Consider the following 17,440-nt stretch of genomic DNA (forward strand, 5'->3'; position numbering starts at 1 on the left):
ACAGCGATAAGAGACATAGTTATAAATCACTAATAATCAAACTAATATGAAAATAAAAAGCTTATTCATTCTTCTATTCCTTTCCGCCTTTACATTCATCCATGCACAGATAACGGATTACTCCATCTTTGACAAGAAGTTTAACTTTTACATAGCCAATGATTTAGGCCGCAACGGCTACTATGACCAAAAGCCAATCGCAGAACTAATGGGCACGATGGGTGAAGAGATCGGTCCCGAATTTGTATTAGCTACCGGAGATGTTCACCACTTCGACGGAGTACGCAGTGTAAACGACCCTTTGTGGATGACTAACTACGAGCTCATTTACGCTCATCCGGAACTGATGATCGACTGGTTTCCCCTCTTAGGCAACCACGAATATCGTGGAAGCACTCAGGCGGTACTGGACTACACGAACATCAGCCGCCGCTGGTCGATGCCCGATCGTTACTACACCAAAGTATTCGAAGAAAAAGGTGCTACCATCCGCATTGTCTGGATAGATACCACCCCGCTGATTGATAAATACCGCGAAGAAAGTGATAAATATCCGGATGCCTGCAAGCAAGATATCAGCCAACAACTATCCTGGTTGGAATCCGTACTGGCAAATGCCAAGGAGGACTGGATCATCGTAGCCGGACATCACCCTATCTATGCCTACACTCCGAAAGAGGAAAGTGAACGTCTTGATATGCAGAAACGGGTAGACAGTATTCTGTGCAAGCACAAAGTAGATATGTATATCTGTGGACATATCCACAACTTTCAGCATATCCGTGTGCCGGGAAGCGATATCGATTATGTAGTCAATTCCGCCGCTTCCCTCGCACGCCAAGTAGAACCCATCGAAGGTACCAGATTCTGTAGCCCCGAACCGGGTTTCTCCGTCTGCTCTATCGACAAGAAAGAGCTTAATCTGCGTATGATAGATAAAAAGGGAAATGTACTTTATACAATTACCCGTAAAAAATAAGTTCTCTTATAAAGAAAATTCTACTCTCACTGAAAAAACACACAACAAAGAGCGTCTCCTTCGTGAGGAAGGGGGCGCTCTGCTTATTTATAGTAACCCTTTATTCCAGCAGATGAAAAGAAAATCACACGATCAAGCTTATGTTACTCAGGTTTGTTACTCTGATTAGCTGTATCCGCAGGGTTACTCTTACTTAAATCATCCTTAGGCATTGTCGTAGCATTTCCGTCACGAACAGCCATATAATGCGGAGACATGATCTCAATTCCCGCCTCATTAAACCTATCCTGGATATTCTGATATAAATCCGAATAAATTTGTGACATCTGATTAGCATCCTTGATATAAGCATTAATCTGATAAACCGGATACCAGTCTTCCAGTGAAGTCTCCAGCACAAACGGACGCGGATCGTCCACCACTCCGGGAGTGTTCAATGCCGCATCAATCAATAACGGATTAACCTTTCGCCAAGGTACATCATACCCGATTGACACTTCAGCATGAATGATCAGACCATATTCACGCGCTGAAGTGCTATAGTTCACCGTATGCGATGACATCACAAACGAATTGGGAACCGTCACCACTTCATTCTTCGGTGTACGGATACGGGTCACCAAAGGAGTCTTTTCTATAATATTCCCGACAGTATCATTCAATTTAATCCGGTCGCCCATCTTGAACGGACGCATATAGGTGATCACCAGTCCTGCAATAATGTTACCAATCACCGTGCTTGAACCAAGTGAAACAATCAACCCGACAAAAACCGAGATTCCCTGAAATACGCCTGAGTTGGACTTCGGCAAATAAGGGTAAATCATCGCGATCATAAAAGCGTAAAGCAAAAAACGGATAATATGAAAAGTCGGCATTGCCCAATCCGAATAAAAGCCGTTAATCTTCAGACGTCCCGCCTCTATTTCACGTGCCAGATAAAGAACAAGGCGTACCAGGTATTTTACCGCATACCAAATAACAATAATCGTAAATAAGTTGGGAATATAATCGATAATACCAACAAAGATGCCCTTAATCGGATTCCAGATGTAACCGAGTAAACGATAGGCAAGCCCCTCCGTCTGCGGGAAAATGATAAAAACCAACGGCACGGAAAACAGCAACTGCAACCCCATGAGAATATAGCGCCCGATACCTGCCAGAAAGACTAAAAGATTAGCTTGTTTCTGCGCATCCAATAATTCGTATCCCTGAATGGATACAGGTTTTATTTTTGTATCTTTCAGCCGCAGGATGCGTACCTTCAATTTGCGGAACAACCAGTTCGTCAGACGGAACAGAAAATACTGCCCTACTATCACCAACAGAAAATAAAGAATACGTTTCACCATACGCCAAACGCTATGTTCAGCCTTCATTTCATGCAGTTTGGTGATCACATTCTGTTGTCTCTCTTTAGCAAGGGAATCACGGGAAATTCCTTCCCACAAAGCGTCCTGATCGGTAAGGGACAGCAATACCTTATTGCCGTACATCAAGTCGGACACAATATCCGAATGGTCTATGGATACGGAATCGGGACGGAGATTAAAGCGCTTTCCCAGTTCCTCTATGGCGGCACCAGTCATTTGGGCACGCTGTTGAGGGGTATATCCTCCACGTTTTGTAAAAAGATAGAATAAAGTATCTCCTTCGGCAATGACAGGCACTCCTTTAGTGAATTGGCGCAAAGAATCAATCCGTTGCCGTTGCTGGGATACCTTCACCGAATCGGCGGCAAACATCTGAAGTTTCATTTCTTCCATCTCCAGACGCATGTTTGCTTCATTGAGACGTGCCTCTTCCAACGATTTCTGCAGATTTGCCACACGGACAGAATCCGAATCCCGGTGCAAAGGTACCGGATGGGTTGCTATTGTATCTCCAGCGAAGATATTCTTCACAGCCTGTTCCAGTTGCGCCTGTACATTCACTGCAAGAAAGGCCATTATCAGCAGCAATACAAACCGTTTTATTTTTTTCATATCCATATAGAAAGATTCCAAGTTAGTAAATGAAATATAATTTCACTTTTTAATAAACATGGCAAACATACGGATTGTTTTTGACATATCCATTCAAAAAACGGTATAAATCCATACTGTTGAGTTTGGATTCATACCGTTTCTCTGAAAGATTATCCCAAAGTACTATTTTGCCATGTTTCTAAATCTCGGTCAGCTCAAGTACCCAACTTGCATATTCACGTTCCAGTTGCAGCTCGATACCGGTATTCATAAGCAATGCCCCCGAGAATACGCGATCATTCAAGAAGCAGGGATTGGCTCCCGGAGCCACGTTCAGCTCACGAATCTTATAGTTCTTTTTCGGGTCGAGTCCTGCCATACGAATACGCGGCAGAAGCTGGTTGACAAATTGCTCCATCTTATAGACAAAGAATACGGCACGGCTCTTATCCTCCGTGGCATACATCATCGAAGTCACCCCCTTGCGGTCGTAAGGAGATATCAAACGATAAAGGTCACCATACTGTATCACAGGACGGATAGACTTATAGGTGGCAATCGCCTTCTTTGAGAAGTCTTTTTCTTCATCGGTCATATTCTTTGGCTGGATCTCCATTCCCAAACGACCGGTAATCGCTACATCAAAACGGAATTTAAGCGGCACCACACGTCCCGTCTGATGATTCGGAGAAGCACTGACATGTTGTGCCATCGCAATAGAAGGATAGAAATAAGAAGTACCCCACTGGATAAACAAACGTTGCAAGGCATCAGTATTGTCGCTGACCCAGAACTCATCAAAATAAGGCATTACTCCATAGCTGACACGTCCGCCACCGCTTCCACATGCCTGAATCACTACATCCGGATATTTAGCACGAATCCGTTCCATCACTCTGACCAGACCACGGTGATAATCTATATAGATATGCGATTGCTTGTCCTTCGGCAAATAAGAAGAACCGTAGTTCAGCAATTCGCCGTTTGCGTCCCACTTGATATAAGCAATATCCGGATAGTTTGCCAATAGCGTATCGACTACATGAAAGACAAAATCCTGTACTTTCGGATTACATAAATCGAGTGCCACTTGCGTACCGCCACGACCACATGACAGTTCACGGCTTCCGGCACGCAATACCCAGTCGGGATGATTGTCAATCAGCTCACTCTTTGTATTCGTAAACTCCGGTTCGATCCATATACCGAATTTGATTCCATATTTCTTAGCCGTATCGGTCAGCCCTTGAATACCATTAGGCAGCTTTTCCGTATCTACCACCCAATCGCCCAACGAAGAGTTGTCATTTATCCGGCGATATTTCCTGCCAAACCAGCCATCGTCCATCACAAAAAGCTCACCTCCCATAGAAGCAATGTCGTTCATCATCTGGTCCATCTCAGGTTCTTTAATATTCAGATATACACCTTCCCAACTATTGAGCAGGATATCCCGTGGCTTGTCGCAACCGTGAACCATACCTGCACGTGCCCACCGATGGAAATTACGGCTGGCACCGCCAATACCTTCCTGCGAATAAGTCAGCGCCAGTACCGGAGTAGTGAATACTTCTTCCGGTTCCAGTTTATACTCGGAAGCTTCTTCATTCATTCCGGCAAAAATACTGTGTACAGATCTGCCGAACGTATCATCCATATCCACTCTGATCTTAGTACGTCCGCTCCAGCAAAGTGCTGCACCAATTACACGGCCACTATTTTCCTGCGGCTTGCCATCAAGAGAAAACATCACTTCCGAATGATCACCCAACCCGTTGCGGATACCATCCATATTCTTAATCACTTTCATTCCGGAAACCAACGGCTCACTTTCAAGCTGTGTCTCAGCTCCCCAATGTCCGTGCAAAGAAGATATCCATACATCCGCGCGACGAATCAGAAAATGACCGGAGTCAAAGCGTTTAAGTACCACCGCCTTTTTCTCGTTGTGAGACACCTCCACCCATGTTTCTATCATATCTATCTGCTGATAAGCCTTATAGTACATTTTTACAGTGAAAGGATATACACGGTCTTTCATCGTAATCACAGTCAGTATGGCATCCTTCACCGGATTCTGTTCGACCTTGTCGACAACTAAATCCAGTGTCTGATTACCATCAGCATGCACCGCATGGAGTGCTGATATTTCATAAGTGGAAGTACCGAACACCGGATAGGCCGGACGATGAAAGCCTGCCCAGGAATCAAACACCTGGTGAATCTGATTTTCTTCAATCCGCTCTCCAAAGTAAGAAAAACGAAGTTGCTGCCCCTCTGTGGCACTTAAAATAATGGAAGTATTCGGAGTAGAAATCAAAACATTACCCTCCCACGCCCGTAGTGTTGTCGCTATTGACAGAAAACAGACCATAAACAAACAAATAAATTTTCTCATAATTATATCATTCATATTTTGAATAAACTGATTTTCTTCTTATTAGAGGCAGACTGGAACTTCCAATCAGTAGTCCAGGAGCGTCGGACTACTGGCAGAAGTTCCAGTTGCCAGTCATTTCATCCTTTGAACATTTTCTTTTTTACCTCTTTCAATATCTGTTCGCTACCTGAAATTATTTTATGGGTTCGCCGTCAATCGCCAGCAGTTGCTTTACGTACAATTCGGCTCCGCTGGCCAGCCTATCCCGATAGCCTTCTACTATTTTCACTTTCAGCAGATGCCCTTTCACCTTCTTCTGCAACACTTCCTCAGACTGTGTCTGCCATTGAGTGGCATTGTAGCCTTTCTGATACGAGCGTTCCATTACAAACGTCCAGTTATTCAGTGCCACAGGTGAATAGTCTTCCTTACCGCCCAGTTTGAACTGTTCGTCATCGGACACATAATATTCCACCTTCTTCGTATCCTGATAGTCTGAATTCTGACGCTGGGTCCAACCAATACTATGAACAATGAGCGATTCCTTCATATCCACTACAATCGTGATGGGCATCTCTCTCCCACCCTGGAAAAGCTGGGGAAACTGATCATCATTATTCGTTCCCCCACTCCAATTGGCATGCCAGTACGAGTTAATGTCATCATCAAAAAGACAGCCCACACCGCCCTTGTCTCCGTTAGGCTCCGACACGGCATTCTTCTCATCACTATTACAGAAAACGACTTCCCATTTGCTGCGGTCGCAATCCAGCGTCCCGTATTTAGGATTCTCCACCTTCAGGAAACAGACATTCTCGTCCAGGTCAAAACCTTCCTGTGAGGTTTCGGACATTTTCAGCGGCAACAGATAAGACTTGTCACTCGCCAACGGAGTTCTGGAAATATTCATCTTCAGATTTCCGGTGCTCGCTCCTTCTTCAAACGTCATCTTTTCAAGTTGATATGCCGCAGAAGGCATCGGGAGATAGCTCGTTCCATGTTCGGTATTATAAGCTTCGACCAAAGCGTCTTTCCGCGCATCCGTCACATCACAGGTAAAGTTCCACTTACTGAACTGAATGTTTTGCAAATTGGCGCCAACGTTTACTTCCAGCTGCTTGTATACCATAGCAGTATTCACTTCGCCCGTTTTGAATGTAATCACCGGCTTCTTCACATCGAGCAAAAGCATTACATCATTCTTCGAACTATTGACAGAATCCTGCTCACTCCAAAACCGGACGGGAAGCACGTACTTCACGTCTTTGTTCTTTTGCATCAGCTCATAAATCAGGTCGGAATGAAAAACGATATCCAGCTTTTTCGTCACCTCCTGCGATTGAAACTCGAGTTCCGTCGCAGCCATCGAATACATATTGGAAGGAATCACCCGGTAGTCAATATTGTCGAGCAGCCCGTATGAGTCATCTACTTCCTGCTGGCTCATCACTGACAGTTTCACATGGGCCGTCAGAGAAGGGTCACTTCCGGCTTTGATCACATTGATACTATATACAGGGGTCGTTTCCACCGTATTCATATTCATTTCCTGCTTGCCATTGTGTTTCACGTAAAGAATCTTATGGTACTCCTGCGGAAATAATTTATCAAATTCATACTCTGAGTTACTACAGGAAGCAGCTGTCAGCACACTTCCCAGTATCAGCGATTTATATATAAATTGTTTCATATATGCTTGTTTTTAATCAGATTAATACTCGGGGGACTGCTCCAACTGCGGATTAGCATACACTTCACTCGCAGGGATAGGCATAAGATACATACGGTTCGCCCATTGAAAAGGCTGGTCAATCTTCACACGCTGGTTGAACTCTTTGAAACTGGGGTCCTTCTTCTGGATAGCATTCAGCCCTTCACGTACACCGGCCTTAAAGTAATCAGGGGCGGTCATCCATCGGCGTGCATCGCGATAGCGGTGCCCTTCTCCCCATAGTTCAATGAAACGTTCGCTTTCCACCCATTTCTGTAAAGTCATATTGCCTGAGATATCAGCCTTCACCAGTTCACGTATTCCGGCTCTGCGGCGAATGTCGTTCAACTTGCTCAATGCTTTTTCCACATAGTCAGCATGTCCCTCTTTCTCTGCCAGGTAAGCGTAACATTCCGCCAAGTTCAGATAAAGTTCGGACAAACGGATGATAGGGAACGGGAATTGCTTCTTATCATACCAGCCATCGTTGGAACGAAAGCGGACAGAAGGAAATATAAACTTCTTCGACAAAAAGCCTGTCGTACTATTGTCACGGTTAAACTTATCCGGATTATATCCCTGCTTATCGCTGCTACGCATATCGAGAAACATCGGATTGCCGTCGGTGATCAAAGAACTGTATTCATCACCGTCAAAAGACAGCCAGGCATAATAACGCGGTTCACGATTGACGTTCAACTTAATGATATTACTGTTAGAAGACAGTCCGGCTGAGTTCAGCCGGTCGTCTTTGGCTGGGAAATTCTTGTCGTTATCCGGCAATACTCCGTTGGCGGTATAGAAGCTCTCCATAGTATTGAGCGTCGGTGCAATACCACCATACATACTGGTCCAGTTGCCATTGGCATACACGAGGTTGTGAGGCATAGAGGCATCCAGGTTTTCCTGTGCAAATCCGGCTCCCCAGACACGTTCCTTATTTCCTACTGTTTCAATAGCAGTCAGTGCATAACGCATCAGTACCACACGTTTTTGAAACTCCTGCCCTTCAGGCGTATTTGTATCCAGACCCGGAATAACAGGCAAAGGCACACTTTCACCCATACGAATATTCTCCGACTGTGCAATGTCCAGCAATTCACGCTTACCATCACCCAAAGCAAAAGTCAGAGCTTCTTCACAAGCTGTCAATGCTCTCTCCCACTTCTGCACACTATATTGGTTGCTTACCAGTTCTTTTCCATACTCCGGAGTTTCATAATTCGTATTTTTCCAGTTCTTGTAGGGGAAAGAACCATTCCACAGAGGAGAAGCGGCAGTAAGAAGCACACGTGCTTTCAATGCCTTGCAAATGGTGGAAGTGGCACGTCCCAAATCATCGTCCGCCACAACAGCCGGCAGGTCTGTCTCGGCTTCTTCCAGCAGGCGGACTATATAATCTACGCAATAGTCATAATGCGAGCGTCCCGGGAAACCAGATGCCGGCATATTCATATCCGGATAAGTATCTATAATAGGTACAGGACCGAAACGTTCCAGCAGGCGTGAATAATAGTACGCTTTTACACACTTCACTTCAGCGGCAAACCGCAGTTTCTTTTCCGGTGCGATGTCAGGATTGAGTTTCACCAGCAAGTCCAGAAACAGATTGCAATGACCTATCGCGTCATAAAGTATCTGCCAGGCGTATTTTGTATCCCAGTTAGGTTTATATTGCGACGATAACTGATTCCATGAAGCAATCTGACCGGCACGATTCCAAAGGGCAGGAACCACAAATTCATCCGTAGAAGACTCGTAAGTACGATAATCTATCGGGTCGGTATATCCCCATTGCAGGGAGTTATAGCAAGAATATACAAAAGACAAGGTAGCGTCTTCGTTCTTCATCATATCTTTGATGTCTTCTGTTTCGGGCGGCACTACGTCGAGGTAACTGCAAGATGCCAGACAGCAAAGAGGCAGTATCGTCTTTGCATAGCGAGCTATTTTCGATATTCGTTTCATAATAGTTGAGTTCTTTAAAGGTTAAAAACTAAATTTAGCACCGATATTAACGGTACGCTGCAACGGGTAAGAATTATAAGAGAGTTCCGGGTCCCAGAACTTGAACGGGCTCCACACCGCTAAGTTGTCACCACTGACGAAAACACGGCAATGCGGAAATGAATAACCGATTTCCAATGTTTTAAAACGAATGAAGTTGCCATTACGCTTCCAGTATGTACTAGGAACCATATTATTAGCTATCTGAACTTTGGTCAATCCTAAACGCGGATACTCGGCATCCCAGTTCTGGTCGTTTTCACTCCAATAGTTGTCTGCAATAAAATTCATCAGGTTACGGTCGCCATGTCCTTCGTCCGAACCGAAAGGATCTACCCCATTCAGCATCAGAGTACGTTTGGCAGATCCGTTAAAGAATATACCAAAATCGAAGCCTTTGTAAGAGAGGTTCAGTCCCAGACCATACTGGATACGGGGCATTGTCCCATAAGGAGAGATCATTACCTGGTCATCTTCCGTAATCTTACCGTCGCCGTTTACATCCCGGTATTTGATATCACCCGGCATCAGTTTCGCGCTGCCGATGCCATCCTGTGCAGGACTGTCGTCAATCTCTTCCTGACTTCTGAACAGTCCTTCGGCAATGTAGCCGGTTGTCCTGCTCAGCGGTTTTCCTGTCTCCGTCTGCCATACATACGGATAGGCCGGTTCATCCTTGTCAATATATTTATTTTCCGTATAAGTGAAATTGCCGCGGAAGTCGACATGGAAACCTTTGAATACTTCTTTCTTCCAATTGACCCCCAGCTCGATACCCTTATTCTCTACCTTACCGATATTACTCCACGGAGTAGCTGAGACATAACCCAGCAGAGCAGGCCATGACGCACGCCGCATCAAGATACGGTCGCGCTTATCGCAGAAATAATCGAATGTGACGTCCACCTGATTGAACAGCTTCATATCCACACCGATATCCATCTTTTTCACTCGTTCCCAGTGCGCATTCTGAACAGCATACGAATTAATACTCGGTCCTTTTTTATATATGCTGCTATAGGTAGGGCCGGTCGAATAGCTTCCGCCACCGCCCAGATTTACATTATTGACATATAAAAAGTGGGCGGCACCGTCGTATGAACCGGTTTCATCACTACCTACCAGACCGTATGAACCTCTGAGCTTGAAGTAATCGACATACTTTTCGATTGGTTGCCAGAACTTCTCACTGCTGACCACCCATCCCAAAGACATGGCAGGGAAAAACTCAAAACGTTTTCCTTTGTCGAGACGTTCCGTACCATTGTATCCGAAGTTAAACTCTGCCAGATATTTCTGTTGGAAAGCATAGGTGAGACGTCCGGAAAGCCCTTGATTACGGTTGGGCAGTACATCATTCCGATATTCACGCTGCATATACATCAACATGGCAGCCACTCCGTGATCTTCACCAAACGTGTTTTCATAGTTCAGCTGCCCATGAAAATAGAACGTGTTATCGGCTCCGCGACCAATGCCCGATTGCGAGATATATTCACTACCGCTACTGTTCAGACGTTCTAATGTATATTCTCCCGGATTATCGGGCGACCAGCTTTTGGAGTCTGCCCGATACCAATACGGGTCGAGCCAACGGGTATATGACGTTTCTGACCAGGACTTCCAGTTCACCAATGCGATAATCTTCAGTCCTTTCGTCACGAAATCAAGATTCTGATTAATGTAAATGGAGGTATTCAACATGCTGTAGTTCACTTCTTTATAACTTCCCAACATATACTGGTAGGGGTTCGTATACAAGGAAGTACCACTCAATATGGCATTACCATACTTAATGTGCTTGTCGCCGGGTTCCGCCGGAAAGTAAGCCGGAAAAGTGACCGGATTATTGTTGTAAACTTGATAGAAGATGTCCGACACTGAAGCGTTCGGCCCTTTATTGTTTCCGATCTGTGCATTCATTCTCAGGTCGATACGTGTAGTGGGCGTCACCTTATAGGCGATATTATTCTGGAAAGTATATCCCCATTTATTGATGTTATTGTCGAACGAGTAAGCCTTGGGAATATCCAGCAAACCCGTATCGTGGTTGGCTTGCAGACTCATGTAATAACTAACCTTCGGTCCGCCACCCATAATATTGACATTCGCGCGCTGATTCATGGTACTCTCTTTAAAGACAAGATCGTACCAGTCTACATCCGGATAGACATACGGATTGATGCCGCTACGGGTATAATCGATCCTCTCCTGGCTGTACTTGGGAGTCGCATTAGGTGTTCTTGCCAACTGAGCTTCGTTATAGATTTCCATCCATCTGGCACCATCCACATAGCCTACCTCATTGACAGGTTTCAGAAATGAGTTTTCTACCGTCACGTTGATCGATGCTTTGGTGTTTTCAGTACCAATCTTAGTCGTGACCAACATCACACCATTCGCACCACGGGCACCGTAGATAGCCGTAGCCGATGCATCTTTCAGAATAGAGAAACTTTCGATAGATTCGGGCGGGATACGGTTCAGGTCACCCGAAGATATTTCTACCCCATCCAACAGGATTAACGGAGTGGCACGCCCTCCGAAGGTTCCGATACCACGAATATAGAAGTTGGACGAAGTCCCTGGTTCACCACCGGTGGTCACTGCAATTACACCGGCCAGCTTTCCGGCGAAATTGCTGGTCAGAGAAGAGCTGGGCGCATGCAGTTCCGTTCCCTTCACAGAGGTAATGGCACCGGTCACGGATACCTTTTTCTGTGTACCTGCACCGACTACAACCACTTCCGCCAGCATTTCATTGTCCGACTCCAGTTTTACATTAGCTACCACTAAATCCGTTACATCTAACACTTGTTTTTTATAGCCGATATAAGAAAATTCCAACTGTGCCTTGACGGGAATCGAAAGGCTAAAGTTACCATCCAAGTCGGTTGTAGTTCCATCCGAGGAACCTTTCAACATAATGGACACTCCGATAAGCGGTTCTCCGGTAGAGCCATCCGTTACATTACCGGTAATGGTCCGTTTTTTCTTTTGCTGCTCCGGCATAGGAGAAGAAATTTCACTTTCGTCATGAGCAACCGGCAGACCGGCTGTTACCGGCAGCACACCTACACCACATAAAAAAAGTGAACTCGCAAATAATGCTTTTTTCACATTCATAGTTTATTACTTTTAAGAGTTAATTATATAAAGCACAAAGTCTTTTTATCATTTCAAAAGTTTGAAAAAGGGCAAAAAAGAAGTAGAGTTGTATCGAAAGTTCGCTTCATTGTTTTTCTCATTTTATTTTATGCTCATTTGTATAATAGACTAGCCTGAAACAAAACCCCACATTGCATTAACACACGTTAACTTACTGCCAATAAGAGAACAAACAGCTATACAGGGACGTAACGAATGTCATTCTATTAATGAGGCAGTTCTGTGACCAAAAAGAAAGTATAATCGAGAAATCACTGACACCAGCATAAGCAAAAAGAACAAAAACAGATATCAGTCCCCAAAAGTGATGTATTAATATACAATAATTTCATGCAGAACCTTCAGTTTATGCATAGAATATGCATTTTAGATTCATAAATGTCTTGTCATTCAGGCTATCTGACCTGTTGGATCACTACATCCATCAGGTCAGATAACTATAGCCAACAGATCAGATAGCAATAACCAAGAAATGAAGCGTTCATACTCAACAAAAAGGTGACAGTTCCGATATATTAGAATTGTATAGATTCTTATATTCCACTATCAATCAAGAAAATATAAATTTTCAATCGTTTATTTCCATTTCTTTCCAACCTAAGGTGGAAAAACAAGAATCCAGAAGGATTAAAAATACAAATTGTCAAAATGCTCACCGTTTGTTCTTTGATACTATGCTCCTGCAAGATATGCCATTCGCCCTTAATCAGCCCTAAAAAATCTCCGGGTTAGTCCTCCCAATGTACGGCCTTCAAGAACCATTGAACATTTTCTTCACTCAGCTTATGTTGTTTCAGTATCTCCGGCAGTTTATCATAGTTACGGATAAAGTCGGCAACAAGCCGGTCCATCTGCTCCGGAGTATACTCAATGCTCCTTCCGGTTGACTCCATCGTACCCAACTCCTCATTCAGTACAATATCAGCATCTCTATACTTCAGTGCAACGATGCCCTTCTGAAGTCTCCTGAACTTTCCAGGAAGTCCGTTCAGGTCTGCTGTCTGTTCGGGATAGGTGATCAACACCTGCTTCTCACATTTCGCATCCGCTATGGGTATATCTATCAAAAGAGATAAAGAGTTTCCGTCATATACATAATTTACCGTCTTTCCATTCACCGTTACCGACTGAGGAATAGCAGAACCTACCACCTTCACCTTGAAAGCACGCTCGGCAGGCATGCCCGGATAACCTCCCTTCCGACTGCCAATCGTCACTTCCAGACGGTTACCAACATGCTTGGACTGCAAAGATGTACGGGCATACTTCCTGTCGTACTCTTTATCATTACCATTATCTTCGTATAAATCGAATATCCCGTCTCCGCCGGGAAAAACAGTGACCACATAAGAATGATCATCGCCTGCCAGTGACTTCACACGACCGCAGAAAGGAAGAACCGAACCGGCTTTGATATAAATAGGATATTCGTCTATGGCAAAAGTACGTATTACCGTCTGCCCACCCTTAAGCATCGTTCCGGTATGCCACTCATACCAGTCGGTTCCGGCAGGCAACCATACATTCAATGTGGAATAATCGTCTTTCATGGGAGCGGTGACCGGTGCAATCAACATCTGGTCGCCAAACATATACTGGTTCCGGTAATCGTATGCCTCCTCGCTTTCAGGATAATCGTAGTACAGCGGACGGCAGACGGACAATCCCTCGTCATACGTCTTACGGGCCATTGTGTAAACATAAGGCGCCATCTCATAACGTTGCAAAATAGCGTTGCGAATCGTATTAAAATAGACAGGGCTAAACACCCAGGGCTCTTTGTTCAACACGCCGCTCTTAGAAGAATGAGTACGCATCACAGGACTGACCGCACCAAACTGCATCCAGCGTGTAAACATCTCCGGGTCAATCCGGTCTGCCTCAAAATGCCCTCCTAAATCATGGCTCCAATAACCGTACAGCACATTGGAAGCTGTAGAGTTAAAGTAGGGCTGGAAATCAAGTGATTTCCAGGAAATAACAGCATCGCCCGAGAAACCAATCTGATAACAGTGATTCCCCAGTCCACCCCAGCGATGATAGAGCATCGGACGGGTAGTACGGTTTCTTTCCATTTCAGTGAAAAAGACATAATTAATCCACCATACATTATTCAGGCTGTCTATCTTCTTATCAAACGGAAACTGCTGCCAGTCGAGCCACCAGAAGTCTACTCCCTCCTTCTCCATCGGATGAAGGACATTTCTGAACACTGCTTCCATCAATTTCTTATCCGAAGTTATCCAAGGAATCGTATCTTTTCCTTCCGGATTCATACCTATATCGGTAGCTATCGCCCGGTATGGCTCCTCATAAAAGGCAAAGCCGTCAGCCGGATGCAAATTAAGAGTCAACTTAACTCCTTCCTTTTTCAGGTCGGCAAGCAAACGTCCGGGGTTGGGAAACAGACGTTTGTTCCAAGTCCATCCGCTCCATCCTCCTTTGCCGGGTTCTGTATAGTGCCAGTCCATATCAATCACCAATACGTCGAGAGGAATATCATACATCCGGAATTTACGCAACAGTTCCCTCAGCTCATTGTCCGAATAGCTCCAATAACGCGACCACCAATAGCCGAAAGCATAACGGGGAGGCAAAGGTATCTTGCCGGCAAACACCGTATAGTCCTTTAACGCGGATTTATAATCGTGCCCGTACGCCATGAAATACCAATCCTGACTTCCTTTCTTCTCCCGTGGTTTAACCCAAGTCCAGTCGGCATCATCAAACAGGAAGTTATCCGAATCATCAATTAAAGTCCAGCCGTCGGTAGCCAGCAACCCGTCTTCGAGCGGCATGAGCTCATTCGTATGTATATGCTTGTCTCCATCATAACCATCTAATGTACGATAGGTTCCCTTCAGATTACACTTCTGTTTCATACCGGGCATCCACCGAAAAGGGTACATACCCTTGGCTGAGGTAATGGAAAGATTGCGGGAGGTAAACTGCCCGCTGCCTTTCTTATACTTCATCCGGAACCTTGAAGTGGATAGTTCTATCCAATTTCCATCCTTCTTCAACTTATAATCTACTGCCGGATAATGCCTGTTGACAGCCACGAACGAAAAGTCGTCAATAAACTGGCCATCAGGTGCATATTCCAGCCGGAGCGTACCGTCTGTCACCACCGTAAAACGAACCTGACTATCCTGGTAAGCAATGTTTGTACCCTGACCTGATACCGCCAAAGGTATACAGCACAAAGCCACTAATAACAAAAAAAGAATCTTAAGTTTCCTGCACTCACTCATCATACTTATCAATTTAAATTAGAAATCTCAACAACGCTAATAAGACTGTTCAGGACGGAAATGCCACATGAGAAAAACAAAAAAAACAAAGAGATGAAGAAATTCAAATTAATATTTATCTTTGCAACGCCTATTAATTTGATATTATGACTCTTTGGATTGGAGAACTGCAAACACATTATTAATGTTACCGAATCATTATGGAAAATAAAGCCTCAAACAAACACGAATCCATGCCAGAGGATATTATCCACCTGAAAAGATTGAAAGAAGGAGATTCCCGGTCTTTTGATTTTCTTTTCAACAAGTATTATAAAGACCTTGTACTCTTTAGCTGTGTTTTCCTTAAAGAACGGGAAAGCAGCGAGGATATTGTGCAGGATCTCTTCTTCCGTTTGTGGGAAAACCGCGAAAACCTGACCATTGAAAGTTCTCTGAAAGCTTATCTGCTGACTGCCGTCAGAAACAGCTGCTTCGAAGAACTCAGACATCAGGAAGTCGTTCGTACCCATCAAAACTATGTAATGGGAAGCTCAAACCTGATAGACTATAATACGGAACATTATCTATTATATTCTGACTTGAACGATCACCTGCAGGAAGCCATCAAAAAACTTCCTGAAGACATGAGGACCATCTTCGAAATGAACCGGTTCAAGAACCTGAAATACCGGGAAATAGCAGAAGAACTGAATGTATCAGTCCGTACCGTGGAAAGTAAAATCAGTAAGTCTCTGGAATTTCTAAGAAACCATTTGAGTGGTTTTTATGATCTGATATTACTTTTTATCATAAATTTAATGAGGTAAATTACAGTTGAACAGTCATTATAATACAGATAAATTGCACTATGCCTGACAAAAATATAAATATAGATACAGACGTCATTCTAAAATATTTAGAAAAGACCGCTTCACCTGAAGAAATCCGGCAACTCCGTGAGTGGATAGCCCTCTCGGAAGAGAATGCTGACTATTTTCAGGAAATCAGAAACATCTGGGAAGTTGCCACTCCTGCTGTCGATCCTGAAAAGATAGATACAGGCAAAGCTTTGGCACAAGTAAAAAGCAGAATCCATGCAACGTCACAAGTCCCGGCGAAAAAAACACGGTTCATCACTTATTGCCAAAGAATCGCTGCCATTCTTCTTTTGCCGGCAATCATTGCCATAGTAGCGCTAATGATGAAAAAAGACCATCAGGAACCTCTTATAGCCTACAACGAAGTGACGGCCCCATACGGAATGGTATCCAGCCTGACATTGCCGGACAGTTCAAAGGTCTGGTTGAATGCAGGAAGTACGCTGAAATATCCGACCGCCTTCACCAGCAATGTCCGGGAAGTAGAGATGTCCGGAGAAGCCTACTTTGAAGTACATGCTGACAAAGAACATCCTTTCATTGTAAATACGGGAGATCTGAAAGTAACGGCTACCGGAACAGCTTTCAATATTTGCAGTTTCGCCAAAGCGCAAGAAGAGGTGATCACTCTGGTGACCGGGAAAGTAGCTGTGTCTCAAGAGAATAACATCAAGCATTTATTGCCGGGACAACAGCTGAATTATCAGAGAGCATCGAAGAGTATGGAAATCACAGATATTGATACGTATAAATACATATCTTGGAAAGACGGCATTCTCGCTTTCAGGGATGATCCGCTCAAATCAATATTCAACAGGCTGGAGCAAGTCTATCAGGTACGCTTCATCCTGAAGGATACATCAATAAACCAGTTTACTTACAGAGCAACTTTCAAAGGCGAGACGTTGGATGAAATACTGGATTATATGGGAATGAGCATCCCCATTACTTTCCGGACAACAGAAACGGAGAAAGAAGGAAATGACAGCATAAACGTCCGCACGATAGAAGTATATAAGAATTAGACGTTTTCTGATATAAAGCGCTGAGGTTGTGTCAAAACGTTGGCACAACCTTTTTTTTACGTTTTACAGTCCTGCTATATTTTCTT

At 44.3% G+C, this 17,440-nt stretch carries 9 protein-coding genes; 3 read left to right on the forward strand and 6 right to left on the reverse strand.

The features are described 5' to 3' along the window. Positions 1-46 precede the first annotated feature (46 nt). Positions 47-979, forward strand: coding sequence for a metallophosphoesterase (locus tag K6V30_RS03805; RefSeq protein ID WP_010535781.1), 933 nt, complete (start codon positions 47-49; stop codon positions 977-979). Positions 980-1,122: 143 nt separating this feature from the next. On the opposite strand, the gene K6V30_RS03810 is transcribed toward K6V30_RS03805, so the two are convergent. The 6 genes from K6V30_RS03810 to K6V30_RS03835 all read right to left on the reverse strand — a co-directional run bounded on the left by K6V30_RS03810 (position 1,123) and on the right by K6V30_RS03835 (position 15,469). Beyond that, positions 1,123-2,973, reverse strand: coding sequence for a mechanosensitive ion channel family protein (locus K6V30_RS03810; protein ID WP_055271500.1), 1,851 nt, complete (start codon positions 2,971-2,973; stop codon positions 1,123-1,125). Positions 2,974-3,148: 175 nt separating this feature from the next. Beyond that, the gene (locus K6V30_RS03815) at positions 3,149-5,347 is read right to left on the reverse strand and encodes an alpha-galactosidase (RefSeq protein ID WP_055271502.1); all 2,199 of its coding nucleotides are present in this window, start codon (positions 5,345-5,347) and stop codon (positions 3,149-3,151) included. A 175-nt stretch (positions 5,348-5,522) separates the two neighbouring features. Continuing rightward, positions 5,523-7,019: a BT_3987 domain-containing protein gene (locus K6V30_RS03820; RefSeq protein WP_055271480.1), complete on the reverse strand. Its 1,497-nt coding sequence runs from the start codon at positions 7,017-7,019 to the stop codon at positions 5,523-5,525. Between the two features lie 21 nt (positions 7,020-7,040). After that, the gene (locus K6V30_RS03825) at positions 7,041-9,008 is read right to left on the reverse strand and encodes a RagB/SusD family nutrient uptake outer membrane protein (RefSeq protein ID WP_055271483.1); all 1,968 of its coding nucleotides are present in this window, start codon (positions 9,006-9,008) and stop codon (positions 7,041-7,043) included. Between the two features lie 21 nt (positions 9,009-9,029). Next, the gene (locus tag K6V30_RS03830) at positions 9,030-12,173 is read right to left on the reverse strand and encodes a SusC/RagA family TonB-linked outer membrane protein (protein ID WP_055271485.1); all 3,144 of its coding nucleotides are present in this window, start codon (positions 12,171-12,173) and stop codon (positions 9,030-9,032) included. A 770-nt stretch (positions 12,174-12,943) separates the two neighbouring features. Then, complete coding sequence (locus K6V30_RS03835; RefSeq protein WP_055271504.1) at positions 12,944-15,469, reverse strand: glycoside hydrolase family 31 protein; 2,526 nt, start codon at positions 15,467-15,469, stop codon at positions 12,944-12,946. Between the two features lie 200 nt (positions 15,470-15,669). On the opposite strand from K6V30_RS03835, the gene K6V30_RS03840 reads away from it, so the two are divergent. Both K6V30_RS03840 and K6V30_RS03845 read left to right on the forward strand, forming a co-directional pair. After that, entirely contained in the window at positions 15,670-16,278 is a 609-nt protein-coding gene (locus K6V30_RS03840) for an RNA polymerase sigma-70 factor (RefSeq protein WP_081030959.1), read from the forward strand. A gap of 41 nt (positions 16,279-16,319) precedes the next feature. Continuing rightward, positions 16,320-17,354 carry a FecR family protein gene (locus tag K6V30_RS03845; protein ID WP_055271487.1) on the forward strand — a complete coding sequence of 345 codons (1,035 nt, stop codon included), beginning with the start codon at positions 16,320-16,322 and terminating at the stop codon, positions 17,352-17,354. The last annotated feature ends 86 nt before the right edge of the window (positions 17,355-17,440 follow it).

The organism is Bacteroides faecis, from assembly GCF_020091505.1.
GTDB classification, from domain to species: domain Bacteria; phylum Bacteroidota; class Bacteroidia; order Bacteroidales; family Bacteroidaceae; genus Bacteroides; species Bacteroides faecis.